At 44.6% G+C, this 26,226-nt stretch carries 28 protein-coding genes; 16 read left to right on the plus strand and 12 right to left on the minus strand.

Translation table 11 applies throughout. The features are described from left to right. Position 1: 1 nt before the first annotated feature. Together QTA56_RS13005 and QTA56_RS13010 are read left to right on the plus strand one after the other, a co-directional pair. Positions 2 to 1,597 (plus strand): SAVED domain-containing protein, encoded by a 1,596-nt coding sequence (locus QTA56_RS13005; RefSeq protein ID WP_267981363.1) that lies wholly within the window; start codon positions 2 to 4, stop codon positions 1,595 to 1,597. A gap of 64 nt (positions 1,598 to 1,661) precedes the next feature. After that, positions 1,662 to 1,931 (plus strand): hypothetical protein, encoded by a 270-nt coding sequence (locus QTA56_RS13010; RefSeq protein WP_267981364.1) that lies wholly within the window; start codon positions 1,662 to 1,664, stop codon positions 1,929 to 1,931. 209 nt (positions 1,932 to 2,140) lie between these two features. Here QTA56_RS13010 and QTA56_RS13015 read toward each other — a convergent pair whose 3' ends face one another. The 3 genes from QTA56_RS13015 to pncA form a co-directional block, all read right to left on the minus strand. Then, on the minus strand, positions 2,141 to 2,779 hold the full coding sequence (locus QTA56_RS13015; protein ID WP_267981365.1) for a YitT family protein: 639 nt from the start codon (positions 2,777 to 2,779) through the stop codon (positions 2,141 to 2,143). A 216-nt stretch (positions 2,780 to 2,995) separates the two neighbouring features. Beyond that, positions 2,996 to 3,460, minus strand: a complete 465-nt coding sequence (locus tag QTA56_RS13020; RefSeq protein ID WP_267981366.1) for an Lrp/AsnC family transcriptional regulator — start codon at positions 3,458 to 3,460, stop codon at positions 2,996 to 2,998. A gap of 90 nt (positions 3,461 to 3,550) precedes the next feature. Beyond that, on the minus strand, positions 3,551 to 4,183 hold the full coding sequence (pncA, locus tag QTA56_RS13025; protein WP_267981367.1) for a bifunctional nicotinamidase/pyrazinamidase: 633 nt from the start codon (positions 4,181 to 4,183) through the stop codon (positions 3,551 to 3,553). 268 nt (positions 4,184 to 4,451) lie between these two features. On the opposite strand from pncA, the gene dapA reads away from it, so the two are divergent. The 3 genes from dapA to purC are packed head-to-tail and all read left to right on the plus strand — an operon-like array spanning position 4,452 to position 6,719. Beyond that, the gene (dapA, locus tag QTA56_RS13030; RefSeq protein WP_267981368.1) at positions 4,452 to 5,345 is read left to right on the plus strand and encodes a 4-hydroxy-tetrahydrodipicolinate synthase; all 894 of its coding nucleotides are present in this window, start codon (positions 4,452 to 4,454) and stop codon (positions 5,343 to 5,345) included. Between the two features lie 12 nt (positions 5,346 to 5,357). After that, positions 5,358 to 5,963, plus strand: a complete 606-nt coding sequence (locus QTA56_RS13035) for a lipoprotein-34 precursor (NlpB) (protein WP_267981369.1) — start codon at positions 5,358 to 5,360, stop codon at positions 5,961 to 5,963. 36 nt (positions 5,964 to 5,999) lie between these two features. Beyond that, positions 6,000 to 6,719, plus strand: a complete 720-nt coding sequence (purC, locus tag QTA56_RS13040; protein WP_004679174.1) for a phosphoribosylaminoimidazolesuccinocarboxamide synthase — start codon at positions 6,000 to 6,002, stop codon at positions 6,717 to 6,719. Between the two features lie 96 nt (positions 6,720 to 6,815). Here purC and QTA56_RS13045 read toward each other — a convergent pair whose 3' ends face one another. Further along, complete coding sequence (locus QTA56_RS13045; RefSeq protein WP_267981370.1) at positions 6,816 to 8,549, minus strand: amidohydrolase; 1,734 nt, start codon at positions 8,547 to 8,549, stop codon at positions 6,816 to 6,818. 132 nt (positions 8,550 to 8,681) lie between these two features. Further along, positions 8,682 to 9,800, minus strand: a complete 1,119-nt coding sequence (locus tag QTA56_RS13050; protein WP_267981372.1) for an acyltransferase family protein — start codon at positions 9,798 to 9,800, stop codon at positions 8,682 to 8,684. Positions 9,801 to 10,127: 327 nt separating this feature from the next. On the opposite strand from QTA56_RS13050, the gene QTA56_RS13055 reads away from it, so the two are divergent. Continuing rightward, positions 10,128 to 10,964, plus strand: coding sequence for a formate/nitrite transporter family protein (locus tag QTA56_RS13055; protein ID WP_267981374.1), 837 nt, complete (start codon positions 10,128 to 10,130; stop codon positions 10,962 to 10,964). A gap of 38 nt (positions 10,965 to 11,002) precedes the next feature. On the opposite strand, the gene QTA56_RS13060 is transcribed toward QTA56_RS13055, so the two are convergent. The 4 genes from QTA56_RS13060 to QTA56_RS13075 all read right to left on the minus strand — a co-directional run bounded on the left by QTA56_RS13060 (position 11,003) and on the right by QTA56_RS13075 (position 15,289). Further along, positions 11,003 to 12,277: a replication-associated recombination protein A gene (locus QTA56_RS13060; protein WP_267981441.1), complete on the minus strand. Its 1,275-nt coding sequence runs from the start codon at positions 12,275 to 12,277 to the stop codon at positions 11,003 to 11,005. Between the two features lie 83 nt (positions 12,278 to 12,360). Next, a complete protein-coding gene (ampC, locus tag QTA56_RS13065; RefSeq protein WP_411956103.1) occupies positions 12,361 to 13,524 on the minus strand; it encodes a class C beta-lactamase in 1,164 nt (387 codons plus the stop codon). A 49-nt stretch (positions 13,525 to 13,573) separates the two neighbouring features. Further along, entirely contained in the window at positions 13,574 to 14,737 is a 1,164-nt protein-coding gene (locus QTA56_RS13070; protein WP_267981377.1) for a PQQ-dependent sugar dehydrogenase, read from the minus strand. 99 nt (positions 14,738 to 14,836) lie between these two features. Beyond that, complete coding sequence (locus tag QTA56_RS13075; protein ID WP_267981379.1) at positions 14,837 to 15,289, minus strand: YcgN family cysteine cluster protein; 453 nt, start codon at positions 15,287 to 15,289, stop codon at positions 14,837 to 14,839. 184 nt (positions 15,290 to 15,473) lie between these two features. Here QTA56_RS13075 and QTA56_RS13080 point away from each other — a divergent pair, with 184 nt between their 5' ends. From QTA56_RS13080 to ahr, 7 genes are all read left to right on the plus strand, one after another. Beyond that, a complete protein-coding gene (locus tag QTA56_RS13080) occupies positions 15,474 to 15,632 on the plus strand; it encodes a DUF1328 domain-containing protein (protein ID WP_004656956.1) in 159 nt (52 codons plus the stop codon). Between the two features lie 152 nt (positions 15,633 to 15,784). Then, complete coding sequence (locus tag QTA56_RS13085; protein WP_267981382.1) at positions 15,785 to 16,522, plus strand: dienelactone hydrolase family protein; 738 nt, start codon at positions 15,785 to 15,787, stop codon at positions 16,520 to 16,522. Between the two features lie 560 nt (positions 16,523 to 17,082). Next, a complete protein-coding gene (mutY, locus tag QTA56_RS13090) occupies positions 17,083 to 18,120 on the plus strand; it encodes an A/G-specific adenine glycosylase (RefSeq protein ID WP_267981384.1) in 1,038 nt (345 codons plus the stop codon). A gap of 76 nt (positions 18,121 to 18,196) precedes the next feature. Then, on the plus strand, positions 18,197 to 18,694 hold the full coding sequence (locus QTA56_RS13095) for a M23 family metallopeptidase (RefSeq protein WP_411956104.1): 498 nt from the start codon (positions 18,197 to 18,199) through the stop codon (positions 18,692 to 18,694). Between the two features lie 9 nt (positions 18,695 to 18,703). Further along, positions 18,704 to 18,949, plus strand: coding sequence for a hypothetical protein (locus QTA56_RS13100; RefSeq protein ID WP_267981388.1), 246 nt, complete (start codon positions 18,704 to 18,706; stop codon positions 18,947 to 18,949). Positions 18,950 to 18,985: 36 nt separating this feature from the next. Continuing rightward, positions 18,986 to 19,540 carry a DNA-3-methyladenine glycosylase I gene (locus QTA56_RS13105; RefSeq protein ID WP_267981390.1) on the plus strand — a complete coding sequence of 185 codons (555 nt, stop codon included), beginning with the start codon at positions 18,986 to 18,988 and terminating at the stop codon, positions 19,538 to 19,540. 27 nt (positions 19,541 to 19,567) lie between these two features. After that, positions 19,568 to 20,593, plus strand: a complete 1,026-nt coding sequence (ahr, locus tag QTA56_RS13110; protein WP_267981392.1) for an NADPH-dependent aldehyde reductase Ahr — start codon at positions 19,568 to 19,570, stop codon at positions 20,591 to 20,593. Here ahr and QTA56_RS13115 read toward each other — a convergent pair. After that, positions 20,590 to 22,005, minus strand: a complete 1,416-nt coding sequence (locus tag QTA56_RS13115) for an aminotransferase-like domain-containing protein (RefSeq protein ID WP_267981394.1) — start codon at positions 22,003 to 22,005, stop codon at positions 20,590 to 20,592. The two genes, ahr and QTA56_RS13115, sit on opposite strands and share 4 nt — an antisense overlap. Before the next feature lie 90 nt (positions 22,006 to 22,095). On the opposite strand from QTA56_RS13115, the gene QTA56_RS13120 reads away from it, so the two are divergent. Next, a complete protein-coding gene (locus tag QTA56_RS13120) occupies positions 22,096 to 22,506 on the plus strand; it encodes a hypothetical protein (protein WP_267981396.1) in 411 nt (136 codons plus the stop codon). On the opposite strand, the gene QTA56_RS13125 is transcribed toward QTA56_RS13120, so the two are convergent. Further along, positions 22,454 to 23,356: a LysR substrate-binding domain-containing protein gene (locus QTA56_RS13125; protein WP_267981398.1), complete on the minus strand. Its 903-nt coding sequence runs from the start codon at positions 23,354 to 23,356 to the stop codon at positions 22,454 to 22,456. The genes QTA56_RS13120 and QTA56_RS13125 overlap by 53 nt on opposite strands. 136 nt (positions 23,357 to 23,492) lie before the next feature. Here QTA56_RS13125 and dkgB point away from each other — a divergent pair, with 136 nt between their 5' ends. After that, a complete protein-coding gene (dkgB, locus tag QTA56_RS13130; RefSeq protein WP_267981400.1) occupies positions 23,493 to 24,299 on the plus strand; it encodes a 2,5-didehydrogluconate reductase DkgB in 807 nt (268 codons plus the stop codon). Position 24,300: 1 nt separating this feature from the next. Then, positions 24,301 to 25,488 (plus strand): MFS transporter, encoded by a 1,188-nt coding sequence (locus QTA56_RS13135; protein WP_267981401.1) that lies wholly within the window; start codon positions 24,301 to 24,303, stop codon positions 25,486 to 25,488. A 39-nt stretch (positions 25,489 to 25,527) separates the two neighbouring features. Here QTA56_RS13135 and QTA56_RS13140 read toward each other — a convergent pair whose 3' ends face one another. Further along, positions 25,528 to 26,175 carry an START domain-containing protein gene (locus QTA56_RS13140; RefSeq protein WP_267981402.1) on the minus strand — a complete coding sequence of 216 codons (648 nt, stop codon included), beginning with the start codon at positions 26,173 to 26,175 and terminating at the stop codon, positions 25,528 to 25,530. Positions 26,176 to 26,226 lie beyond the last annotated feature (51 nt).

Consider the following 26,226-nt stretch of genomic DNA (forward strand, 5'->3'; position numbering starts at 1 on the left):
TATGACTACAATAGATACAAAAATTTTTAATCAGGCAATGGATGCCCCCTTTGAACAGTTGGATAAAGTATTATCTTATATTGATGATATTAAAAAATTTATTAATTGGAATACAATTGGAATACTCAGTGATGAAAGTAGAAAAAATTTAGTAATCCTTTTATTTAACGATTCTGATCTATTGGGAACACTTCGTCTAAACTTAGATATTGAAGAATGTGTAAAATCTATAAATGCAATAAGTGAAAATCATCAGCCAATTACTCTAAGATTTTGGCAAGGTTCCTCATTACAGAAAGAACACCTTGAAAATTTGGTACATTTGAAAGAAATTTGGGATTCCTGTTCTGCTATATCTAGTCTTCTAGATAACAGCCAAAAAATAGTGGATTTTCTAACTGAGTACTTCAGTGATAAAAACAAGATTGGTCGTGGGAAAAACTTCACAACAGCTACAAAAAATAAAGTGTGGAATGATGGTCATGGACGATGTATGTTTGTAGGTTGCGGAGAGTCCCTTAAATATGAGTTTTTGTCAGGGACAGAGGGGAACTTTTCTTACTTAGCCCATAATGTTGCATCTGCTGTAAATGGTGAGCGAGGGATTCCCTATTTTTCAAGTATTTTATCTGATGAACCAGATAACATCTTATTACTATGTGATAAGCATCATCGACTCATTGATAAAGTAGCTGCGGCAGATTATTCAGCTACAACCTTGGCATTAATGAGAAAAGAGTTCTGTGATCTAGCAGAAAATCTTTTAGATGGCCTATCATTTGAAGCAGTACCTGTGTACACAATTCTATGGCCTGTAAATGGACAGTTCGTTTCTAACCCCCAATTAAAAGATATAGCTTCTAGCCTATCCTTACTTAAATCAAGAATTAAAGGTCAAGAGCGTTGTTTAACCGACAGCAATACACCTTATAGGAAAAAACCTGAAAAATTTAATGAAGATTTAATTGACCTCATTAGGGATGAAGCAGATCAAATATTGCAAGGAACTAAACGTGATGGATATAAAGCTGCACTATTTGCTTTTGGACCAATGCCTGCATTAATAGGTTTAGGAAGTTTATTAGGTAACAAAAATGAGTTTACTCCTATGCTACGTTATCGGGATAGTAGTAGTTGGTTATGGCCACATAACAATGTAATAGACCCATTTTATGAAATCAAAGGCCTAGACCTACTAACAGAAAATGACGATGTTGTAATTTGCGCCAATTTCACAGCAATAGCCGAACCAATCCAAAACCGAGCTCAAGAACTCAAAGAGTCCGTGGGAGCGGCTATTTTAGAAATCACAGCCTTACCAGAATATATGGGAAATGGAGCCATACCTAATCCAGAAAGTGGAAGGAAATTCTGTGCTAGATTGCAACAACTATTGCATGATTTAAAAAATAAACATAACACTAAAAGAGTTCATTTATTAGTATGTGCTTCAAATGCAGCGTGTGTTTTCATAGGACAAGCTATAGATTTACATCATCCAGAAATCATTGTTTATGATTTTGCTAAAGAGACTATGGTGGCACGCTTGGTTATTAAGAATAATGGGAAAACTAACGAACTTGAACTCCCGTCTTAGCTTTCCTACAAATATTTTACTCAATGAAATAAAGTTAACTAATGCTCTACTAAGGTTATAGATTATGGCAATCACAGAAGAACAAATTTTTGAGATGATTCAACATTGGTTAGCATCTAAAGAGAATGGATATTTTGGCTCTAGCTATGGAGGTCTTGATATCGCTTTAGCAGCCCCCGAGGGCCACCTAAATATAGAAAGTTGTAAAGAGTTTATGACTAAACTACAAGAAGATATTCCTATACTGGTAAAAAGGCCCTTAACACGTATTATTAAATCAACACCAATAATCACTTTTTACTTTGGTGATGAGCATAGAACATATAATCTATAAAACATAGTTTACAACTATATTGTTAAATTAAAAATTAAAGTCTTAAATCAAGTTTAAGACTTTAATGTAAAAATCGGAATCTATAAAGTTTTTAACTCATTGATTTTATTAAATCATAAGTTTACAACTTTATTGTTCAAACACAGTTCGCCTTTCTTCTATTCTTTACCATCATTTCAACTATAAATTAAGAATTTAAAAAATTTATTTTATGCCACATAACGGCTATTTTTATGATTTAGCAAAATAATTGAATTCAGGATTACCGCACCTAAAATAGAAATTAAAACCAGTTTCCAGTCCACAAAAAACAGTGACGTTAATAAGATCGCCACATCAATTCCCATCTGTACCTTTCCAGCTGGAATCTTGAAATGTTCCTGCAAATACAGCGCAAGCAGGTTGATGCCACCCAGACTTGAACGATGCCGAAACAGGATCAGGAAACTTACCCCCATTAGCACATTGGCAAAAATCGTGGCATAGATTGGATTGACCTCTGACAACTGAAAGAAATGGGGAATGGTTTCCGTAAACCCAGCCAGTAATGCCACCGCAACAAAGGTTTTCACCACAAGGGCAATACCCATCTTTTTATAGGCAAAATAGTAAAATGGAATGTTGATCAGGAAAAATAATACGCCAAACTTGATGTCAGTGATGTAGTGAATCAACAACGACAATCCTGCCGTTCCACCTGTCATAATGCCTGCCTGCTGCAACAGGGTCATGGCAAACGATAAAATGAATGTTCCAATCAACATCGCCAGAACATCCTCCACTCTTGAGTGTTGGTCTACCACAGGCACGGCTGGGCTTAGCAAAGATACATGTTGATCAGTACTCATAACGGCATAACTCAAGAAAGAAGACAACAGCAGGGAGAGCATCCTGAATAGGGATGCGGATTGATATATTTGATCATTTTTATGGCTTTTACGCAATTTATTATTATATTTTTATCATAAATGCAATTTATAATTAAAATAACACACTAGAATACACAAAGGTTGCGTTGTGATAGCGTTATCTTGACTGGCGTTACAAGGGCAGCAAAGTATTTATTATTTAATCGCAATGCCATTTTCCTTTAATTTTTCTAAAACAATAGATGTATTTAAATTACTGACTCCAAAGTTACTGGATGACAAAGTACCAATTAATTTCACCATTTCATCCAAACTCTTGACCGCAACTTTGAGTACAAAATCATAACTGCCCGTGAGTTTATGAATATCTTTAACTGCGGGTTCATGCAAAAGAAACTCAACAAAACGATCATGGGTTGCATCATTATAATTCTGCAATTTCACCTCAATAATCCCCATAATCGGGGTTGGGTCAGCATCCAGGGCAATCTGTGCATAATAGCCTGTGATAATTTTCTTCTGTTCGAGGTTAATCCGACGGCGTGAACACTGGGAAGTGGACAATCCCACCAACTCAGCGAGTTCCTGATTGGCCAAACGCCCATTAAACTGGAGGTGATGAATAATTTTGCGGTCAAAATCATCTATTTCTTCAGTCATAACACTCTCTATTACTGTTCTAGTCCGCAAATACAATAAGGCATTTACTCGTGAACAAAAGTTTACGTTTTTAGCACAGCCGTCACAAGCCTAGGTAAGCAGGTTGGATGACTGTATCCGCTGAACCCCCTGCCCAGACATTTCCTGCCAGGCCTTTTGCAGCGAGCCATTCAGGTCAATCGCCTTACAGGCATCCTCAACCACATAGGTTTTAAAGCCAAAATGTACCGCATCCAAAGCCGTCCATGCCACACAGAAGTCCGTGGCAATTCCAACAATATAAACGGTATCCACCTGATGTTCCTTTAAATAGCCATTGAGACCTGTGGGTGTCTTGCGATCAGCCTCCATAAAGGCGGAATAGCTATCAATATCTGGATGAAAGCCCTTACGGATAATCAGCTGCGCGGCTGGAATATTTAGGCGGGGATGAAATTCAGCATCATGGCTGCCCTGCACACAGTGTTTTGGCCATAGCACCTGCGTACCATAAGCCAGTTCAACCGTTTCAAAGGGCACTTTATCCTTATGGTTTTCCGCAAAGGAAATATGCTGTTCAGGATGCCAGTCCTGTGTCAGCACAACCGTATCGAACTGCTGTGCCAACTGGTTAATCAATGGAATAATCTGGTCCGCATCGGCGACCGCCAGATTACCGCCTGGCGTAAAGCCATTTTGGACATCGACCACGATCAATGCGCTATGTCTGGAATGTTTCTGCATTTTATAATTCAACCTTAAGCTGCTGTTTTTACCTTACCCTGCTGCTGGCTTTCCCGCCACTGTTCCCTGAATTTTTATCGAGATGAATTAAAGTTTTCCACAGTTTGACTAAAGCATATTGTTCTTATGCGCTCGATCAGTCATAATTTGCATAATTGTCATTCAACCAAGCTCATTGCTGAATGACCAATCAAAATACTGCAACCATCCATTATTTCGTTTTTTATTCACTTCAAATTCGGATGGGAAAATAGGATATTTTTTTAAAATGACTCAGCTAGCACAGAATATTCAAGGCTCAATTGTCGCAATCGTTACCCCTATGTTTGAAGATGGTGGTGTGGATTGGAAGAGTCTTGAGAAGCTTGTTGAGTGGCACATCCAGCAAGGCACACATAGCATTGTCGCTGTCGGCACAACAGGCGAAGCCTCAACTTTGAGTATGGAAGAACATATCAAGGTCATTCAGGAGGTGATCCGCGTTGCCAACAAACGCATTCCGATCATTGCTGGAACAGGTGCGAATTCGACACGTGAAGCGATTGAACTGACTCAGGCAGCAAAAGATGTGGGCGCCGATGCAGCGCTTTTGGTCACGCCTTATTATAATAAACCGACACAGGAAGGCTTATACCAGCACTATAAAGCCATTGCTGAAGCGGTTGATATTCCACAGATCCTTTACAATGTTCCAGGCCGTACTGGCGTGGACATGCAGAATGAGACGGTGATCCGCCTTGCTGATGTCAAGAACATCGTCGGCATTAAGGATGCAACAGGTGACATTCCCCGTGGCAAGGCACTCATTGATGGCCTAAACGGCAAGATGGCGGTTTATTCAGGTGATGACCCAACCGCATGGGAACTGATTTTGCTGGGTGCCAAAGGCAATATTTCAGTCACCGCAAATGTTGCGCCTAAACAGATGAGTGATGTTTGTGAGGCCGCACTGGCGGGAGAGCAGGCAAAAGCGCAAGACCTGAATCAGCAAATTGCAAATCTACACAATATTTTGTTTTGCGAATCAAACCCAATTCCTGTGAAATGGGCGTTGCATGAGATGGGCTACATGGGTACAGGCATTCGCCTGCCTTTGACCCCACTTGCGGAACAATATCGTGAACCTCTTCGCAATGGTTTAAAAGTTGCGGGAATTATCTAATACGAGCAATTTATGATGCAATTACGTCTTGGTGTTGTCCTGGTCATTTCAGCTTTAAGTTTGGCTGGTTGTGGTCGTTTTGCCCTGAATAACCATTCTCTGGATTATAAAAAGGCGCAGGCACTTGAACCCCTCAAATTCCCTGAGAATGCAACGGTCAGACCATTCACACCATTGTATCCAGCTCCTACGGTTGACGCGCTTGCCATCGAGCATGCGCCAAACTTCGTAAACAAGACGGGCAACCGTTATGCGCTTCCCCGTCCAGAGGCAATGCAGAGTTCAGGCAATCCTGCTGCAAGCACAACTACGACTTTAGGTCGTCCACAACTGGTGATGGATGGCAACAAGAATCCACTGCTTAAGGTAGACGGGCCAACCGCAGCCGCCTGGCAGTATACCTTTGCAACCTTGAGCAGCCTCAACTACAAGGTGGTTTCACAGGCGGACAATGGTTATGAGGCAACCATCAAGGTAGGCGACCAGAACTACCTGCTCAAGCTCTCTGCCGTAGGCACAAGCAACACTGTTGCCCTGTTTAAACTTGATACCACCTTTGCAGACCAAGCCACTGCAACGGAAGTGTTAACCCAGATTTACCAAAATTGGCCAGCCTAGTGGTTGACTAGGCATTTTCTAAATAAAGGTTCCCCCATGTTAAAACAAACCTTGCTCTATACTGGTAAAGCAAAATCTGTCTATGAAACAGATCATGCTGACCACCTGATTTTAGTCTTTCGTGATGATGCCTCTGCGTTCAATGGCGAAAAAATCGAACAACTAGATCGTAAAGGCAAGGTCAACAACCGTTTTAACGCCTTTATCATGGAAAAACTGGCTGAAGCTGGCATTGAGACGCATTTTGAAAAACTGCTTTCTCCAACTGAAGTGCTGGTTAAGAAACTCCAGATGATCCCAGTTGAATGTGTGATTCGTAACTACGCGGCGGGTTCACTGTGCCGTCGCTTGGGTGTTGAGGAAGGCAAGGAACTGACACCGCCAACTTTCGAATTGTTCTTTAAGGACGATGCGCTTGGCGATCCAATGGTGAACGAGTCTCAGGCGATTGCCTTGGGTTGGGCGAATGCTGAACAGCTTGAAAAGATGAAAGAACTCACTTACCAAGTCAATGATGTGCTTAAGGCATTGTTCGACGCGGGCAACATGATTCTGGTTGACTTCAAGCTTGAGTTTGGTGTGTTCCATGACCGCATTGTACTGGGTGATGAGTTCTCTCCAGACGGTTGCCGTTTATGGGATAAAGACACCAAGAAAAAACTGGATAAAGACCGTTTCCGTCAGGGTTTAGGCGGTGTGGTTGAAGCCTATGAAGAAGTTGCTGCACGTTTGGGCATCAACCTAGATGATATCTAAGCTCCTATAAAGCTTAAGTTTTCATATAAAGAACCAGCCATTTAGGCTGGTTTTTTTAGTTTTTATGCGCATGAATCGTGTATCAACTGAATGGGTTTACTCATTCTGATAGATCAGTTTTCCTTCCTTATAGGTTGCCAGAATCCTGATATTCTTGATTTCCCTCGGCGGGACCTTGAGTGGGTCACGATCCAGAATCACAAGATCGGCTAATTTCCCAGAGCTCAGTGTTCCCTTTGTTTTGTCCTCAAAATACTGATAGGCGGCCCAGTCGGTCATGGACTTGAGTGCAAGGTAAGGGCTAATTCGCTCATCAGCACCTAAAACATAATCACTACGGGTCACACGATTCACCGTGGCATCCAGCATCATCATGCTGTTCGGTGGAACAACAGGTGCATCATGGTGCTCAGTAAAAATAAGCTTCTTGTGAAAGGCGGTTGCTGTTGGGGAAATATGCGCTGCCCTTGTCTCGCCCAGCGTTTGCTGACGGTGCCAGTCTCCCCAATAAAAGGTATGTAGAGAAAAGAATGAGGGAATAATATCCAGTGCCTTTAACTGGTCTAGCTGATCATCACGAATGGTTTGGGAATGGATCAATACACTTCTACGATCCGCCTGCCCCTGTTTCGCTGTGGCATCCTTTACCGCACCAATAAACTGGTCAATCGCAGCATCACCATTGGCATGGGCGAGTACCTGCCAACCCTGCTTAAAGGCTAAATTGATGTATTGATTGACCTGGTGATCATCCTTTATGGCTGGATAACCTGCATAGCTTTTATCTTTGCCCTCAGGCGGAATCAGATACGGTTGTGTCAGCCATGCGGTTTTACCCTGAGGTGAGCCATCCAGACTGATTTTAACCCCACCAATACGGAAATGATGGTCATAATGCAGGGAACTGCCCTGCTTCAGCATATAGTCCTGGCTGGTGGTGATGTCTGGATAGGAGACCACATCAATCGGCAACTGGTTTTGTTTGGCCAAGGCATGCCACATTTCCGTGGTGCCCTGATCTGCACGTCCCTCCTGCACGGTGGTAAAGCCGTTCCTCACATAGGCATCAATGCCTTTTTGTGCAATCTGAAACATCACGGCTGGTGGCACATCTTTAAAGATTGAGCCAATTGCAGTAAATAAAGCGGACTCTTCCAAAACCCCATTTGGAATATTTGAATTTGGTTCCCGACGAATCACCCCGCCTGCTGGATTGGGTGTATTTGCATTGATCTTTAACAGTTCCAAGGCCTTATGGTTTACAGAAGCCAAATGGCCTGATTGATGCAAAATCATCACGGGCTGGTCTTTTGACACGCGGTCCAGATCATTGGCAGTGGGATGACGCTGTTCAGACAATTGTGCATCATCATAGCCATTGCCTAAAATCCAGCCACCCATTGTTTTAATCACGGCTGGATTTTGCGCTTTCCACTGAGTCAGAACCTTAACCAGCGAATCAATATCTGAAACCTGACCATCAGGCAATGGATAAAGATTGGCGACCATTTGATGAAAGCCCACCATATTCACATGGCTATGGGCATCAATGAAGCTGGGGAGGAGCGTTTTATTCTTTAAATCAATATATTGGACTTTTGAGTCTGCCTGGCTTTCAGCCTGTTGCCTTGAACCGACAAAATGGATCTTTCCATCCTTAATCAGCAGCGCTTCAGCATATTGTGGCTGCATTCCCTCCATCGTTAAAATCGAGCCACCATAAAATAATTGTTCTGTTGCGATTGTCGGTGTTTTTATTGTTGTACAGCCAGAAAAAGCCAGTGACCAGACTGTTACATAAAGCAATTTACTGAAATGATTAGAATTCATATATAAAGCCATATTTTTATTATGCCTTTATAATTAAAACGTATTCTTGTGCCAATAAAAAGGCTTAATCCATTATTTTTGTATTGTTTGTTAAACTTTCGGACCTTAAAACTTTTGTATCGTACCCAGAAATTAAAATATTTTTGCCAGTTTATTTGACACCTTGATTGCCGCATCATCCACATAACGGCTATACGGATATGCCAGTGCAATACTCAGGATCACGGTAAACAGGCTCGCCCATAGTCCCGCATTTAAATAAGACCAACCCAATTGCCCATACAGTAGGTTAAAGAATGGAATTCCCAGCGCATACAGGATTGCCAGATGGATCAGGTAAATTGAAAAGGATAGCTTGCCTAAGAGAACAAGGAAACCATGATCAAAAAAATGCGCCAACCATCTACTTTTCAGAACCGCGTAAACAATAAAGAAGCCCCCGAGAAAATTTAAATAGTCATAGGTCTGCTCACCCAGAAACTGGGTAAACAACTGGTAACTTAAGCTGCTGTTATGCGCCCCGCAAAAATACAGTCCAAGAATAAACAGCAGCACTGAAACAACGGTACTTAGCTCAACCGCATATAAAAATAGCCCCATCCCCAGAATAAAACTGATGATGCCAAGCAATACCGTTTGCGAGATCATATAGGCTACGCCCACACTGATGATCAGGAACAGGCCGCATAGAATGGGCAATTTGCTATAAAAATAACTGCCCAGATAAATCACCAGTGAACCCAGCAATTCAATCTGCATGGTCCATAGTACCCAGTTATAGCTGGAATCCCCAAATAGAAATGCGCCAATGCTTCCCTCATACAGGGCAGTGGAAAGTTTGGGATCTGGATTAGCCAAGGCAGCGCCCCATTCCGAGACGTGGGAAACATCGACAGGCACATAACAGACCAGATAGGCAATCACACAGGAAACAAAGGTGGGAATCGCCAAACGGGGATAACGCTTGAGCAATGACTTTTTTAATCGCTCAGTTGCATTTGGTTTGTTTAAACTGGACAGGCTCAGCACATAGCCACTCAGGACAAAGAACACAAAAACTGCGCCTGTCCCTGAATAGAAAAATGCCAGCGGTGAGTTGTGCAACTGGGCGAAAAAAGCATATTGCGGAACCGCACTTTCACCAAAATTATGCAGTTGCGGAAAGAATGTCAGCGACAGGTGTGACAGCACCACCGCAAGGCAGGCAAGGCCCCGAATACTTTCCGCAGCATTAATTTTTTGGGTGGACATTGATGGAACTTTATCATCCGTGATAAACGGCGATGATGCGACCTTTTCACTGACCTGTCTAGGGGGTGATTACAAAATAATGTGACCACACAACTCGTTATTTTTATATGCCCCAACACTCTCAATCGCCCCTTGTCTCTGGCTTTCCTGTCTGACTGACAGCCCTTGTTCATGCATTATTTTGCCTCTTGACTGCCTGCTGTACCATGCAATTTATAAAAAGACACATAAAGCTGTTAGGAACAGGCTGGATTTATCATGAACACTGCCTTAACAATAAATCAAAACAAGAAATATAAATTATCTACTCAGTGAGGAGTAAAGCTTATGGATCATAAAGTAGAGCAGGAAAAGGTTGACCAAACCCTAAGCTGGCGTGAAAAAATGGCGGTTGAAGAACATGAAAAGCTGTCGCCCCGTCTGGTCTATGAAATTATCCGCCGTGATGGCGCCGAAGAACTGGATCGTCCAACGGTTGCACTGATCTTTTCAGGGATTACCGCAGGTTTGGTCATGAGTTTTTCATTTGTATTCAAGGCCATTATCGCATCCTATATCCCGATTGATGCGGCCTGGACCGATTTAATCACCAATGTTGGTTATACCATTGGATTCCTCATCGCCATTCTGGGACACATGCAACTGTTTACGGAAAATACCATCACCACCGTTGTGCCTTTATTTAAGCCGTTTAGCCTTGATAAATTAAGGGCGGTGGGACGCTTGTGGGGAATTGTAATCCTCTGCAATGTGATTGGAACAGGATTGGCGAGTTTATTTTTCCTGACCACTGACCTGTTTAATCCAGATATTGACGAGGCGCTGGATGAGCTGGCACACCATGTTGCATCCTTTTCTGCGACCCAGAATGTGCTGAAAGGTATTATGTCAGGACTATTAATTGCGGCTCTGGTCTGGATGTTACCCTCAGTCAGCAATAAATTCCTGCTGATCTTTTTTATGACCTACCTGATTGGGCTGGGCGACTTTACTCATGTCGTGGTCGGCTCCACCGAAATGTCCTATCTGGTCTGGCAGGGAGATGCCTCCATTGGTCAATATCTGTTTACTTTCCTGATTCCAACCACCATTGGCAATATTATTGGTGGTACAGGCGTGTTCACTCTACTGATTTATGGTCAGGTGACTGAAGAACTGGAATAGCATGATTGCTGCTAAATTTAAGCTGATGCAATGACAGCTTATTGCTGCTGCTGTTCCTGCTGCCAGCGTCGTTGCTGCAAACGTTCGCCCTCAACTTCACGCTTGTTTCTGGCAGATTCATACAGCTTGGTGCCTTTTAACTCAGGCGGCAGATATTCCTGCATCACAAAATGCTCTGGGAAATTGTGTGGATACAGATAATCCACGCCATAGCCCTGCTGTTTCATTAACTTGGTCGGTGCATTGCGCAAATGTAAAGGCACAGGCAAGTTCGCTGTTTTTTCTGCCAGTTCCAACGCCCGATTAATGGCTAAATAGGTACTGTTACTTTTCGGGCTGGTGGCCAGATACACCGCACATTGTCCCAAAATAATCCGTGCTTCTGGCATACCCACCGCCTGCACCGAACGGAAACATTCGCCTGCCAGCAACAACGCATTCGGATTGGAATTGCCAATGTCTTCTGAAGCGGCAATCAACATACGACGGGCGATAAACACAGGGTCTTCACCACCTTTCAGCATACGTGCCATCCAATACAATGTGGCATCTGGATCACTGCCCCGAATCGACTTGATAAATGCTGAGATAATGTCGTAGTGCTGCTCGCCTGACTTGTCATAACGGGCAATATTCTGCTGTGCCACCTTGACCACAATCGCATTGGTCACGATATTTTCAATATCTGGTTCAAAGGTGCTGGCAATCAGGTCAATCAGGTTCAGCGCCTTGCGGGCATCACCTGCGGCAAACTGAACCAGCGCATCATATTCCTCAATCTGGATATGCCGTTGCCTTAAAAATGAATCAGTTTGAATCGCCCTATTGATCAGGGCTTGAATCGCCTCTGCATCCAGACTGTTCAGGGTATAGACCTGACAACGGGACAACAGGGCGCTATTGACCTCAAAGGATGGATTTTCAGTGGTGGCCCCAATCAGGGTAATTTTACCTTTTTCCACCGCACCCAGTAAGGCATCCTGCTGCGATTTATTAAAACGGTGAATCTCATCAATAAACACCACAGGCGTGAGCAGATCACCACTTTCAGCAATCACTTCACGCAGTTCTTTCACGCCTGTATTCAATGCAGACAAGCTAATAAAAGGACGGTCCACCGCCTGAGCCAACAACAGCGCAATGGTGGTTTTGCCCACGCCTGGCGGCCCCCAGAAAATAATCGATGGCAAATGTCCCTGATCAATCATCTGACGCAAGGGTGCATGTTCACCCAGCAAATGATCCTGCCCGATGATTTCGGATAAATCACGGGGACGTAAGCGTTCAGGAAGTGGAATATGCGTATCTGACATCATCAAGGGCTTTCTGCTGTTTTATCCTAGTCTATTGCGTCTGGCGTAAATCTACAATTTGAATCTACATGCACTGCGTCATTCTATTGCGCACTGTTTGCCTGAATCAGTTGTTGTACCACCTGATAACTGGCTTTAATGCGTGCTTCATTAGGAAAATTTGTATTAGCCAGCATCACGATACCAATTTTTTGCTGGGGAATAAAGGCCGCATAGGCAGCAAAACCATTGGTGGCACCTGTTTTATTGAACCAAGTTGCAGTTGGGGCAATCTTTGACTGTTTGATCGGTGTAACTGCATGACTTTGCAGCGCCATTTTGCTGGAATTGCCCTGTAATAGCGTTTCAAGTTTTACAGGATAATTATATTGTTCCCAACCCAACCCTTGGGTCATGGCCCCAACCTTAAAATAACCAACATGGGTATTTTCAATGGCTTTACGCATAGGCAGTTTTAACTGCTGAACATTGATCTGGGCATCCAGAAATTTCAACATATCTGAGCTGCTGCTTTTTACACCATAGGCTTCGGCATCAAACATGCCTGCTGAGACACGGATTGGCTGATCATTTTTATAGCCCCATGCATATTGCGATTGCTGCTGTTCAGGCACATCAATAAAACTTTCACTCATTCCGAGTTGCGGAAAAAGTGTTTTCTCAATCAGTTCAGTATAGGGCTTATGCATTGCCAAAGCGGTGACGTAGCCCATCAGGCCAATGCTGGGATTGGAATATTGCCGTGCTGTGCCAATTTTGGATTTTGTCTGCCAAATCTGGAAATACTTGAGCATATCCTGTTGCTGCACCACATCATCAGGAAATTGCAGGGGAAATCCGCCTGCCGTATACGTCCCAAGATTGAGTAAAGTCGCCCGATTTACAGCGGTATTTTTCAGCTCAGGCAAGTACTTGGCAGGATGATCAGAAAAGGAAAGCTTCGCCGTTGCCTGTGCATAGCCTGCCAAAGTAGCATTAAAAGTTTTGCTGACCGAACCCAGTTCAAACAGGGTACTGTTACTGACAGGCTGCTGCTTTTGTTTAGATGCTACGCCATAATTGACAAAATAATGTTGCCCATTCAGCGTCACGCCAACGGCCAAGCCTGGAATCTTATATTGTTCTAATAAAGGTTTAAATTGCTGATCCACAATGTCCTGAACCTGCTGTTCATTCAACTGCTTCGCCCAAATAGAGGAACTGCAACACAGCATTACGGTACATAGGAACAGTTTTTTTCGATTCATCAGGTGATTGTTTAATTTATTCATTCATCATTTCACTTTAAGTTCAGGTTTATTTAGCACTGAGTTTCAGTAGTTTCGCTTTCGGCCCATCCTCAATCACCCAGATTGAACCATCCTGTGCCTGATGCAGGCCACGGATACGCTGTTTCATGTCCAGTCGCTGTACTTCCCTGACAGGCTTGGCGTTTAGGTCAACCACAATAATGGCTTCGGAGGACAAGCCGCCAATCAGGGCTTTCTGTTGCCACAAAGGAAATTGACTGCCCGTATAAATCATCAGACTGGAGGGTGAGATGACAGGTGTCCAGTCAATCTCAGGCGCCTTGAACTCTGGTCGGGTATGGTGGTCAGGAATCGGCAAGCCTGAATAATGATCACCATTGGAGACAATCGGATAGCCATAATTTGCGCCCTTGAGAACACGGTTGAGTTCATCGCCACCTTTTGGTCCCATCTCCACCACCCAAAGCTGCCCCTGCGGATCAAAGGCCATACCCAGTGGATTGCGATGACCCATTGACCATATTTCTGCTGTTACACCACCTTGCTGGATAAATGGATTATCTTTGGCTGGTGTACCATCCTCATTCAGGTGCAGAATCTTGCCTAAATTACTACTCATATCCTGTGCAGGATCAAATTTTTGCCGCTCTCCTGAACTGACCCACAATTTTCCATCAGGCCCAAACAGCATCCGATGTCCATAATGCCCTTGTCCTGAGACTTTCGGCACCTGTTGCCAGATGGTTTTCAAGTCCGTCAGTTTTGGCTGTGCAGGATTGGATATGTCCAGCTTTGCCCGTGAAATCACAGCTCCGTAACCACCCTGACCTTTGCTGGCGTAGCTGAGATAAATCCAGTGATTGTTGTGAAAATCAGGGTGTAAAATCACATCACCCAAACCACCCTGTCCGCCATAACTCACCTCAGGAACACCACTTACATTGACACTACTTTTGGTTTTTAGATCAAATAATTTTAATTGCCCCTTGCGTTCTGTAATCAGTAAACGCTGGTCAGGCAAGCTGGTGATGGCCCACGGTTCATTGAACTGGGCAACCGTTTCAACACGATAGCTTTGTGCAATACTATTTTGGGCACTTGTTTGCGCCACCCCCTGTTCAGGGGTTTTGGAATTGGTTTCATTGGAACCACAGGCCAGCAAAAATAAAAAACTGCTACACAGCAAAGGCGTCATGATCAATTTATTCATTTTCTATCTCCCTGTTTATACGATTTATTTTACGGAGATCAGCCAATAACAATGCTGTAGAAATGTTGCTTTATCAAATACCAACCGTTAAATTTGTGCTTAACGCACCCAGCGCACAATATAGTCCTCAATCTGTTCCTGATCGACTTCATCTTCTGAAATACAGCGTCCAGCGGCTGATTTCTTCGCCTTGATCACACTCTGGCGTGAGCCTGTGTTCAGGTAATGCCAGGAGGGCAGGTTTTTCCCATCCTTTAAGCGACGGTAAGCACAGCTTGGAGGCAGCCATGAAATGGTCTGCAAGCGTTCTGGTGTGAGCTGGATACAGTCAGGCACCTGTTGCTGGCGGTTTGGATAATCTGAACAGCGTGCCGTTTTACAGTCCAGTAATTTACATGCCACCTTGGTATAGGCCACCTCAGCAGTGTCCTCATCCTCAAGCTTGACCAGACAGCATAAACCACAACCATCGCACAGGGCTTCCCATTCAGCTAGGTTAAGCTGGTCAAGCGGATAGTGTTTCCAGAAGTTTGGACGGAGCTCAGATGACATATATAGTTTTTCAGTTGCAGTTTGGCCTTATTATAACATTGCCCAAGACCTTGATAAGCTAGCGCAGTGATCTGTTCATTAACAATTCTTTATCTATTAAACATTCAGACCACAGAAACACCACATTTCCAGCAAAAAACACACGCTATAGTGGAAAAATAATGAAAAATTAGGAGGACACAATATGTTCCGTTGGGCCATTATTTTTGCTGTGATTGCATTGATCGCCAGTCTGTTAGGTTTCGGTGGCGTTGCAGGTTTATCCAAAGATTTTGCTGTAATTTTATTGGTGGTTGCCGTTATTTTGGCAATCGTTGGTTTCTTGTCCAGAGGCAAAGTCTAGCAAATACATCATCAAATAATAAAAAAAGAAGAATCCCCGTATTCTTCTTTTTTTATTGATAAAAATCATGTTTCTATTTATTTCCCTCCAAGTAAACTGCTATTTTTATGTTTTAATCAATGCATTCTAAAAATATAGATCAGGATTACAGAATGAGCTTTGCAGTCAATACCCGTGAAATTGAATATACCGCTCTAGATGGCCAACGCCTTATTGGATATTTTGCTGCACCTGTTACAGATCAACCTGTTGCGGGTGTAATTGTCGCACCTGAATGGTGGGGCCGTAATGCCTATACGGAACAGCGCGCCCGTGAGTTGGCCGAGCATGGCTTTGCTGCGCTGGCAATTGATATGTATGGTGACAAAAAAGTCACCACGGCTGTACCCCAGGCCTCAGAATGGATGAACCAGACCTTTGAGCAGCCAGACACCATTGTCAACCGTGCACAAGCAGGCTTGGATATTTTAGCAGCGCAACCAGAAGTCAATGCTGAAAAGCTGGCTGCAATCGGTTTCTGTTATGGGGGCAAGGTGGTGCTTGATCTGGCACGCTCTGGCGCAGATTTAACGGCAGTGGCAACGTTCCATGCGATTTTAAGCCCGAAAGCACCTGCCGAAAAAGGTAAGGTGAAAGCCGAGATTCTGGTATTGCATGGCGAACTGGACAGCATGGTAACACTGGATGATGTGGCGAATTTCCGTCAGGAAATGCATGATGCCGAAGTGGATCATGACGTGATTATTTTTGAGGATGCCAAACACGGTTTTAGTAATCCGCTTGCTGATGAACGGGCCAAAGCCAATAATGTTGACTTAGGCTATAACGCAGAGGCTGAACGTCAGGGTCTTGAAGCCATGTATGAGTTGTTAGATAAGCATTTAAAATAATCAGTAATTCATGGATTAGATGATTTATCTCAGATTGTTTTTTTAAACTTAAATTATCATCAACATCATCTTGATATTTGAAATTTCGAAAACATTTGCTTGTGCAAATCCGAAATCTAAACTCTTGAAAACATTTGCTGGTGCAAAGGCGGCATGGATGCCGCCTGTTTGGCTGCGGCATCAAGGATGTGCCGTCAGCCAAACAAAGGATTTTTGCTTACTTTTCATCCTTGAAAAGTAAGTCCAGCTGAAAGCTTATCCTAAAATTGGATGAGTACTCGGCATGACTCCATTTAGAAGAAACTATACAGCCTCATAAGCCATACGAAATCAAATATAAGTTGCGTAGGCGGATGCCTTACTTTTGACGGGTCAAAAGTAACAAAACCCCTCTATTGAGCTGATGGTACATCCCTGATACCACAGGTCAATGGGCGGCATCCATGCCACCTTTGCACCAGCAAATATTAATGAGAATTTAATAACGAATTTGTTTGCATTCACCAACTCCTTTCTCCATTTCAGCTATAATACTCCTCTGCTTTTTACTGTTCTGATTCATGCCTGATTTTTCATTCTCTGATGCGTTACTGACATGGTTCGACCAACATGGTCGCCATGACCTCCCTTGGCAAATTGCCGATGACCCCTACAAGGTCTGGGTCTCAGAAATCATGCTGCAACAGACACAGGTCAAAACCGTACTGCAATATTTTGACAGGTTTATTGAACGCTTTCCGACAGTCAAAGATTTAGGTCAGGCCAGTTGGGATGATGTCGCACCCTACTGGGCAGGGTTAGGCTATTACGCACGAGCCAGAAACTTGCATAAAGCCGCAACCATCGTCAGCCAGCAAGGCAAATTTCCAGAAACGCTGGAACAATGGATTGCACTTCCAGGCATCGGTCGCTCCACTGCGGGTGCACTGATGTCGCTGGGTTTAAGACAATATGGCGTGATTATGGATGGCAACGTGAAACGGGTATTGGCACGTTTCCTTGCCATCGAAGATGACCTGTCCAAACCACAAAATGAACGCAAGCTCTGGGAGATTGCCGAGCAGCTATGTCCTGAACAGCGCAACCATGACTATACTCAGGCAATCATGGATTTGGGTGCAACCATCTGCACCCCGAAAAAACCCTTATGCCTGTACTGCCCGATGCAGCAACATTGTCAGGCCTATCAACAAGGGCTTGAACAGGAACTGCCCTTTAAAAAGGCCAAGAAACCCGTTCCTGTCAGAACGGCTGATGTGGTTGTAATCCAGTCAGGTGATGAATGGTTTTGGCAGCAGCGTGCGGCGCATGGGTTATGGGGCGGATTGTATTGTCTGCTGATCATTGAGCAGGCAACCGAATTACAACAGATTGAGCAGCACTTTAAACTGCAAGCTCAAGTATCATCGTTGCAGATTAGCCATAGTTTCACTCATTTCACATGGTTGCTCAATGAAAAACTGTTCCACGTGGAACATGATCAAAAAGAACAGCTCAGCATTGAACTGAATGGAATATGGCTCAGTCCAGAAGCCGCGATTGCCAAAGGCATTCCAACGGCCATGAAAAAATTGATTACAGCAAAACAAAAGGCTTAAAACCTGCATTCTGTAAATTCGAACGCAAGGAGTTTGTGTGCGTTACCCGATTTCCTATACGGTTCTTGCCCTATTGATGCTGATCCTTTCAGCCTGTACCACTGCACCAAAGAAACCAGTACCCTTGCCCAATGCACAGGTGAACAAGCTCAAAATGATGCGTCTGGACAGCCGCCTGCCTGTTCCTGTCAAGGGCGTGAGTCGCAATGAATTACGTGATACCTGGGGTGCGGCACGAAGTCAGGGTCGCAACCATGAAGGCATTGACATCATGGCGGAGCGTGGCACCAGAGTGTATAGTGCCACTGAGGGCTTAGTGGCTGATTTACGTAATAATAATCTAGGCGGTAAGGTGATCTGGATTCTTGGCCCCTCTGGTTCATGGCATTATTATGCCCATCTGGACGGTCACAAACGGGGGCTGAATGTCGGGGATTATGTGCGCAAAGGTGACCTGATCGGCTATGTGGGCAATACAGGCAACGCCCGCCACACTGCCCCACATTTACACTATGGCATTTATCTCAATGGCAAAGGGCGTGGCGCAGTCAATCCATACCCATATTTACGTTAGGAACACAGCATGTCAGAAGCATTGATTGAACGTCTGGTTGAATTTGCAGAATCGGGTAATCAGCAGAAAATCATCATCAATGGCACCAGCTATCAGGGCTGGATCATGGAAATTACCGAAGATGCCCTACTGATCAGCACAGGTTTTGCAGATAAATCAGGCAAGGACTTTTGGCTTAAATTTAATGATTTAAACACGGCGGAATTGTATTATTGGGATACCCGTCAAGATGACTGGGTCACATTCAAACTCTAAATTTTTCCCTGATAACAACAATAGGAAGCATCCTATATGACAATTCAACGCTGTGGCTGGTGTTCCTCCGATCCGCTCTATATCGCCTACCACGATGAAGAATGGGGCAAGCCCGAGCATGATGAAGCGCGGCTATTTGAGATGCTGTGCCTTGAGGGGCAGCAGGCGGGATTGTCATGGATTACCGTGTTGAAAAAACGTGAAAGCTATCGCTCACATTTCTTTCAGTATTCCATTACAGAAGTAGCTGCACTAACCGATGAGCAACTGGAAAGCAAGCTCAGCGATACAGGCCTCATCCGTCATTTAGGCAAATTAAAAGCCATTCGGGATAATGCGATTGCATGGCTCAAGCTTAAGGATGAGGTGGATGATGTCTCCACCTGGCTTTGGAGTTTTGTGGATCATCAAACACCGAATAATGATGTGCTGAATTATCGTGAAGCCCCAGCCCAGACTGAAATTAGCCAGCAATTGTCCAAGACCTTAAAAAAACGTGGTTTTAAGTTTGTTGGGCCAACCACCTGCTATGCTTTTATGCAAGCCGTCGGCATGGTCAATGACCATGAAAACCACTGTCAATTTAAATAATCCATTCTTTATAAAAGGAAAATAATAATGACCAATAACCAGATTCGTGCCTATGCCGCCATGCAGGCGGGTGGCAAACTCACACTTTGTCAATTTGATGCAGGCGACTTACAGGCGCATCAGGTTGAAGTCAAGGTTGAATACTGTGGCTTATGCCATTCTGATGTCTCGGTGATTAATAATGAATGGCGTTCAACCCAATATCCTGTGGTTGCAGGACACGAAATTATTGGAACGGTGGTTGCCTTGGGATCAGAAGCCAAAGGATTGCAAATTGGGCAGCGTGTCGGTATAGGCTGGACAGCCGAAAGTTGTCAGACCTGTGATCCGTGTATAGGCGGTCAGCAAGTACTCTGTACAGGAAATAGCATTGCCACCATTATTGGGCATGCAGGCGGTTTTGCTGAGAAAGTCCGAGCAGGTTGGCAATGGGTCATTCCCCTGCCAGAGGATTTAGCCCCTGAAAGTGCTGGCCCGTTACTCTGTGGCGGCATTACCGTATTTGATCCCTTGCTCAAACATCACATTCAGGCCACCCATCATGTCGGAGTGATTGGCATTGGTGGGCTTGGGCATATTGCGATCAAGCTACTCAAGGCATGGGGCTGTGAAATCACCGCATTCAGTTCCAATCCAGACAAAACCGAAGAACTCAAGGCCATGGGTGCTGATCATGTTGTGAATAGCCGTGATGCGCAGCAAATCAAGGCACAACGTGGCAAGTTTGATTTATTGCTCAGCACCGTCAATGTGACGCTGAATTGGCAGGCCTATTTAAGTACCCTTGCACCCAATGGCACCCTGCACTTTTTAGGGCTCACGCTTGAGCCTGTACCTGTTGCAGTCGGTTCACTGATTGATGGTTCAAAATCGATTACGGGTTCACCGACAGGTTCGCCTTTGGCCCTGCGCCAACTGTTAAAATTTGCGGCCCGTAAAAATATTGCCCCACAGATTGAACTTTATCCGATGTCGCAACTGAACGAAGCGATTGAACGGCTTCATTCAGGGCAGGCGCGTTATCGTATCGTGCTCAAGGCCGATTTCGATTAATTCAAACTGTTTCTGACCCAATCCGCCAATTGCTGAATGGCCTGGCGGATTTCATCGGTGAGGGCATGCCCTGCATTTAGACGCAGAAAATGCTGATAACGCTGATCCTCACCAAACACCTCACCTGGCACGATATTAATGCCCTGCTCCTGCGCCAGATAATACAATTCTAGCCCTGTAATCGTGTCTGGAAGCTGTATCCATAAGGCATAACCACCCTGTGACTGACTCAGGGCGATTGGAATTCCTTTAAACGTTTCCAAAATACAGGCCCGATATTGTTCAACCTGCTGCATCAGTTGTGGTCTTAAACGATCCAGATGCTCCCGATAACCACGGCTATAGATAAAATCAGCCAGACCCAACTGTAGCGGTGTATTGACCCCCACATTATTTGCCAGTAATTGTGGCCTTAAATCATGTAATTGCGCCCCCAGACAGAACCAGCCCACACGGTAAGCGGTGGATAATGATTTGGATACCGATCCACACCAGATCACATAGCCCTGCTGATCCCAATAACGAATCGGCAAAGGCCGTTCATTCTGAAAGCTACATTCTCCATAAATGTCATCTTCCAGAATAAAGCACTGATATTGCTGTGCCAGTCTGGCAATCTGCTGTTTTTGCGTATTGCTCAGGCAATAGCCCAAGGGATTTTGAAAATTGGCCGTCAATAAACACAGTTTGGCACTGCCCTGCTGCATAAAAAATTCCAGACGTTCAAGATCGATGCCACGATGATCGGCTGGAATCTCGATAATTTTACGTTTCATGCTTGCCAGCATTTGCAACTGACCATTAAAGGTCGGAGTCGGAATCAGGATGCTGTCGCCCTCTTTGCTGAGCTGCTGAATCAACAACGATAAGGCGGGCATACAGCCATTGCTAATAAAAATATCCTCACTTGCCACATAAATCCCATCTTCCCGCCAATGGTCGGACAAAGCCTGTCGAAGCTGCTGATGGCCCTGTTTATTGCAATACAAAAAATCTTCAGGCTGACAATGTTTCAATGCTCGCTGCAAGGAGCGACGCAAGCCATCCACGGGGATTAAATGTGGAGAAAGCTGAATTGCACCCAGTGGTGTGAGGTGGCTCTGGATGGAGGCAGTTTGAATCTGGTTCTGCAAGTCCAGATTGGAGACCTGTCTAGGCATCGACTCAAAAGATGGACTCTCTGGCATTGGACTTTGATATTGCCGTGAACTGACAAAATAACCTGATTTTGCCTTGGCATAGATCAGCCCCTTGGCTTCCAGCAATTCATAACATTGCTGGGCGGTACTCAGGCTGACCTTGTGCTGACGGGCAAACTCCCTCAGCGAACTTAACTTTTGCTGGGGTTGCAGTTCATGCTGATAAATCTTTTGTGCCAGTTGATCGGCCAGACGCTGATATTGAAATGTCATCTCTGTACTGCTTTTTTATAAATTTCTGTATCTGTATTGCTTTATACAACACGGTTAAGCTATCAAAATCAATAGTCAAAGGATAACAGCATGAAAAATAATAGCTTATTTATATTCAGTATGGTTTTACTAATGGGTTGTCATACGCCAGATCAAGGCGCTGAACAACAGCAAAATATCTGTAAGACTTTGGCGCAAGGTTACTTGAAAATCCAGAATCAACAGACTTATGAGTTTTGGCGGCTGGAAAAAGTGCAGACTCAGGCACAGCAAAGCACACTCAGGCTGACCTATAAACAACCAACTGAAAATGGCGTTATCATGTCGAATTTGCTACTCCCGACAGTGGAGTTTGTATGTCAGCAGCAACAGCAACATATTGCACTGGCAATCAAGCAGCCGACAGGACAAATTGTTCGGGTGCTGGAATTACAATTACCTGAGCAAACTATTGGCACACCGAAAAGCCGTGACTTAATTGCTCAGACAAGAACTCAATAAATAAACGGACCCGTTTCGGCAAGTGTTCCTGCTGATAATATACTGCATGGATGCTTTGATAAGAATGTTCAATCTGGTCTTCAAACAATGCCAGCAAATTTCCCTCATTGAGGTCTTTCCAGATTTCAAACTCTGACAGTCGTGCAATCCCCTGTCCACGCAAGCACAGTTGCCGTACTGTTTCGCCACTGGATGCCTTGATCTTGGGCTGCGCCAGAAAATATTCCCCGTTCACCTTAATCGGCCATTTATTAATATAGCTGGGACGGGTAAAACCAATCACCTCATGTTCAAGAAGCTCTGATGGCTGCTGTGGTGTACCGTTACGCCTGAGATAGTCTGGACTGGCAACGATATAGATTCGGCTTTTACATACCAGTTTGGCGTGCAGGCTGGAATCATGTAGTTCGCCAAAACGAAACGCCACATCGGTCTTATGTTCCAGTAGGTCAATAACCAAGTCATTGCTATTTAGCTCGATTTCAATATTTGGGTAACAGCGTTGAAATTTCTGCACCAGTGGCGCGATCACATGCAGGATAAAGGGCGTGGCTGAGTCAATCCGAATAATGCCCGAGGTGTCCTGATCAGACTTTTGTAGTGCCTCCTCAGCCGCACTGAGGTCACTTAAAATTTTACGGGCCTGCTGTAGAAACTGCTGTCCCTCCTGTGTCAATTTTAATTTTCGGGTAGTGCGTTCCAGCAAGGTCACTTCAAGTTTTGATTCCAGACGACTGAGTGAACGGCTCATTCCCGATGCAGTCTGCCCTAGCCGTTCCGCGGCGGCAATAAAGGAACCTGTATCGACAATAGTCATAAAGGCAATAAGTTCCTCCACAGTTGATTTCATTGCCACGCCTCAATTGTTGATATTTCGTCAACTGTATTTTGCAAATTCATCTATTTTTTAGCAACAATAATCATCGCAAAATTGCACCCATCAACAGAATAGCTCCTCGGAGCATGAAAAAGATTAGGTGAACAGTATGCGTATTCCTCAATTTGGTTTAGGAACTTTCCGTCTTAAAGATCAGGCCGTGATTGACTCGGTTAAAACTGCACTGGACGTGGGTTATCGGGCCATCGATACCGCCCAGGTTTATGGCAATGAAGCGGCGATTGGACAGGCGATTGCGGAAAGTGGTGTGGCACGTCAGGACATTTTCCTCACCACTAAAATCTGGGTGGATAATTTTGCCGAAGATAAATTTATACCAAGCTTAAAAGACAGCCTGCAAAAACTGCGTACCGATGCCGTCAATCTGACCCTGATTCACTGGCCTGCACCGCAACTCGGCGTCTCGATTCCAGAGGTGATGCAACTGCTGCTGGAAGCAAAACAGCAAGGTCTCACCCAGCATATCGGGATTTCAAACTTTAATATCGCCTTGACCCAGCAAGCGATTGATAGCATTGGCATGGAGCACATCACCACCAACCAGATCGAGTTGAGTCCATATTTACAGAACCATAACTTGGTGAACTATTTACGTGAACAAAATATTGATGTGACCTCATACATGACGCTGGCCTACGGCAAAGTGCTGAATGATCCGACCTTATTAGAAATTGCGGCACAACATCAGGCAACGTCCGCACAAGTGGCATTGGCTTGGGCCTTACAAAATGGCTATGCCGTGATTCCATCTTCCACCAAACGTGAGAATCTGATGAACAACTTAAAGGCACAGGACTTAAAACTCAGTGCAGAGCAGATGCAGATGATCGCTCAACTGGAACGCAATGGCCGTGAAGTGAGCCCTGAACCTTATGCGCCTGAATGGGACCAATAACATGAGCAGTCGCATCAATCTTCCCTTGCTGGCTTTGGCGATTGGCGCCTTTGCCATTGGGACAACCGAGTTCTCGCCCATGGGCCTGTTGCCCAATATTGCCCATGATCTAGGCGTCTCCATTCCAGGTGCGGGCATGCTGATCACGGGTTATGCGCTGGGCGTGATGCTGGGTGCACCGATCATGACCTTATGGTTTGGTGGGTTTGCCCGTCGTAATGCACTGATTTTACTGATGGCAATTTTTACCATTGGTAACCTGATCGCAGCCTTTGCACCGAACTATATGAGCCTGATGGGTGCCCGCCTGATAACCAGTCTCAATCATGGTGCTTTCTTTGGAATTGGCTCTGTAGTGGCTGCCAGTGTGGTGCCTGCCAATAAACAGGCCAGTGCAGTAGCAACCATGTTTATGGGCCTCACCATTGCCAATATTGGAGGTGTGCCACTCGCCACATGGGTGGGACAGAACATCGGCTGGCGCATGTCGTTCCTTGCCATTTCCGTACTCGGAGTCATCACCATGCTGGCGCTGTGGAAAGCACTGCCTGTAGGTGCTGTGGGTCAAAAACCCAATGTAAAAATGGAGCTTAAAGTCCTAACCCGCCTGCCTGTGGTATTGGCACTGCTTACAACAGTATTTGGCGCATCAGCGATGTTTACCTTATACACTTACATTGCGCCAAGTCTAGTTGAGTTTAGCCATGCCTCACCGACCTTTATCACCCTGATGCTGGTGTTGATCGGGATTGGTTTTTCGATTGGTAACCACTTTGGCGGCAAGTTTGCTGATATATCAGTGAATAAAACCCTGATTGGCTTTTTGGGATTATTGATTGGATTAATGCTGATTTTCCCGATGCTTGCACAAACACAACTCGGTGCGGCAATCGGTTTGGTGATCTGGGGCGCAGCAGCTTTCGCCATAGTTCCACCTTTACAAATGCGGGTGATGTCGGTTGCGCATGAGGCTTCGGGTCTGGCCTCTTCCGTCAATATCGGGGCGTTTAATCTGGGCAATGCCATTGGCGCAGCAGCAGGTGGTGCCGTACTTAGTCTTGGCCTGAATTATACCGCAGTTTCCATGATTGGGGCGGTGTTGGCAGCGATTGGTTTAATCTTGGTATTTATCCAGATCAAATTATCTGCCAAGGCAAATTCAGCATTACAGCAATGTCCTCAGAGTTAAATGCCAATAAAAAAGCCTGATTGAATCAGGCTTTTTTATTTATTTCAGTAAGTCAGGCAGATGCGGTTGTGCATACAAGGGATTATTCACTTCCTTTTTCATTTTCATCAGCATTTGATACGGTTGTTGCTGCACAAACATATTCACGAAGCTCAATGGAATCGAACCTGCTGGATCGGCATAACCCGTGGTGGTGACCTTGACCTTGTTGTTGCCCACGCGTTGAAAGGTCCAGTCGCCTGTATATTTGGTGAGGCGAACCACATCAGGCTGCTCAGGGTAGTTATTCTGAATGACGTTATTCTTGATACTGATGCTGCCATCCGCATTCTTGCTCATCTTGCCTTTAATGACCAAGTCACGATCTTTTAAAGGGAATGGAAAATCCAGCACCATGTACAGAATAAACTCACCTTTCTTCTCATCACGCGACAACACCTGCGCATTACCGACATAAGGCACCCATTGCGGTGTGCGCTCAACATCCAGCACCACCGCAACGGCACGCTCCAATGGCACATCAAAAGTGGTTTCAGCCCGATATTGAATAATTGGGTTGTTCTCTGTCTGATAGGTCCAGACTTTAATGTTATTGCGGTTTAGGCTGAGTTTGGCTGTGTCTGTTGCAGCCGTGGCTGTCAGGCTGGTGATACTGAGAAGTGCGGCAACAATATGTTTTTTTTTCATGTCATGCTCAATTTATTTTAATGGTCGTGAGCGCCTGTTTCACCCCTACAA

It is taken from the genome of Acinetobacter thutiue (assembly GCF_030385805.1).
GTDB classification, from domain to species: domain Bacteria; phylum Pseudomonadota; class Gammaproteobacteria; order Pseudomonadales; family Moraxellaceae; genus Acinetobacter; species Acinetobacter corruptisaponis.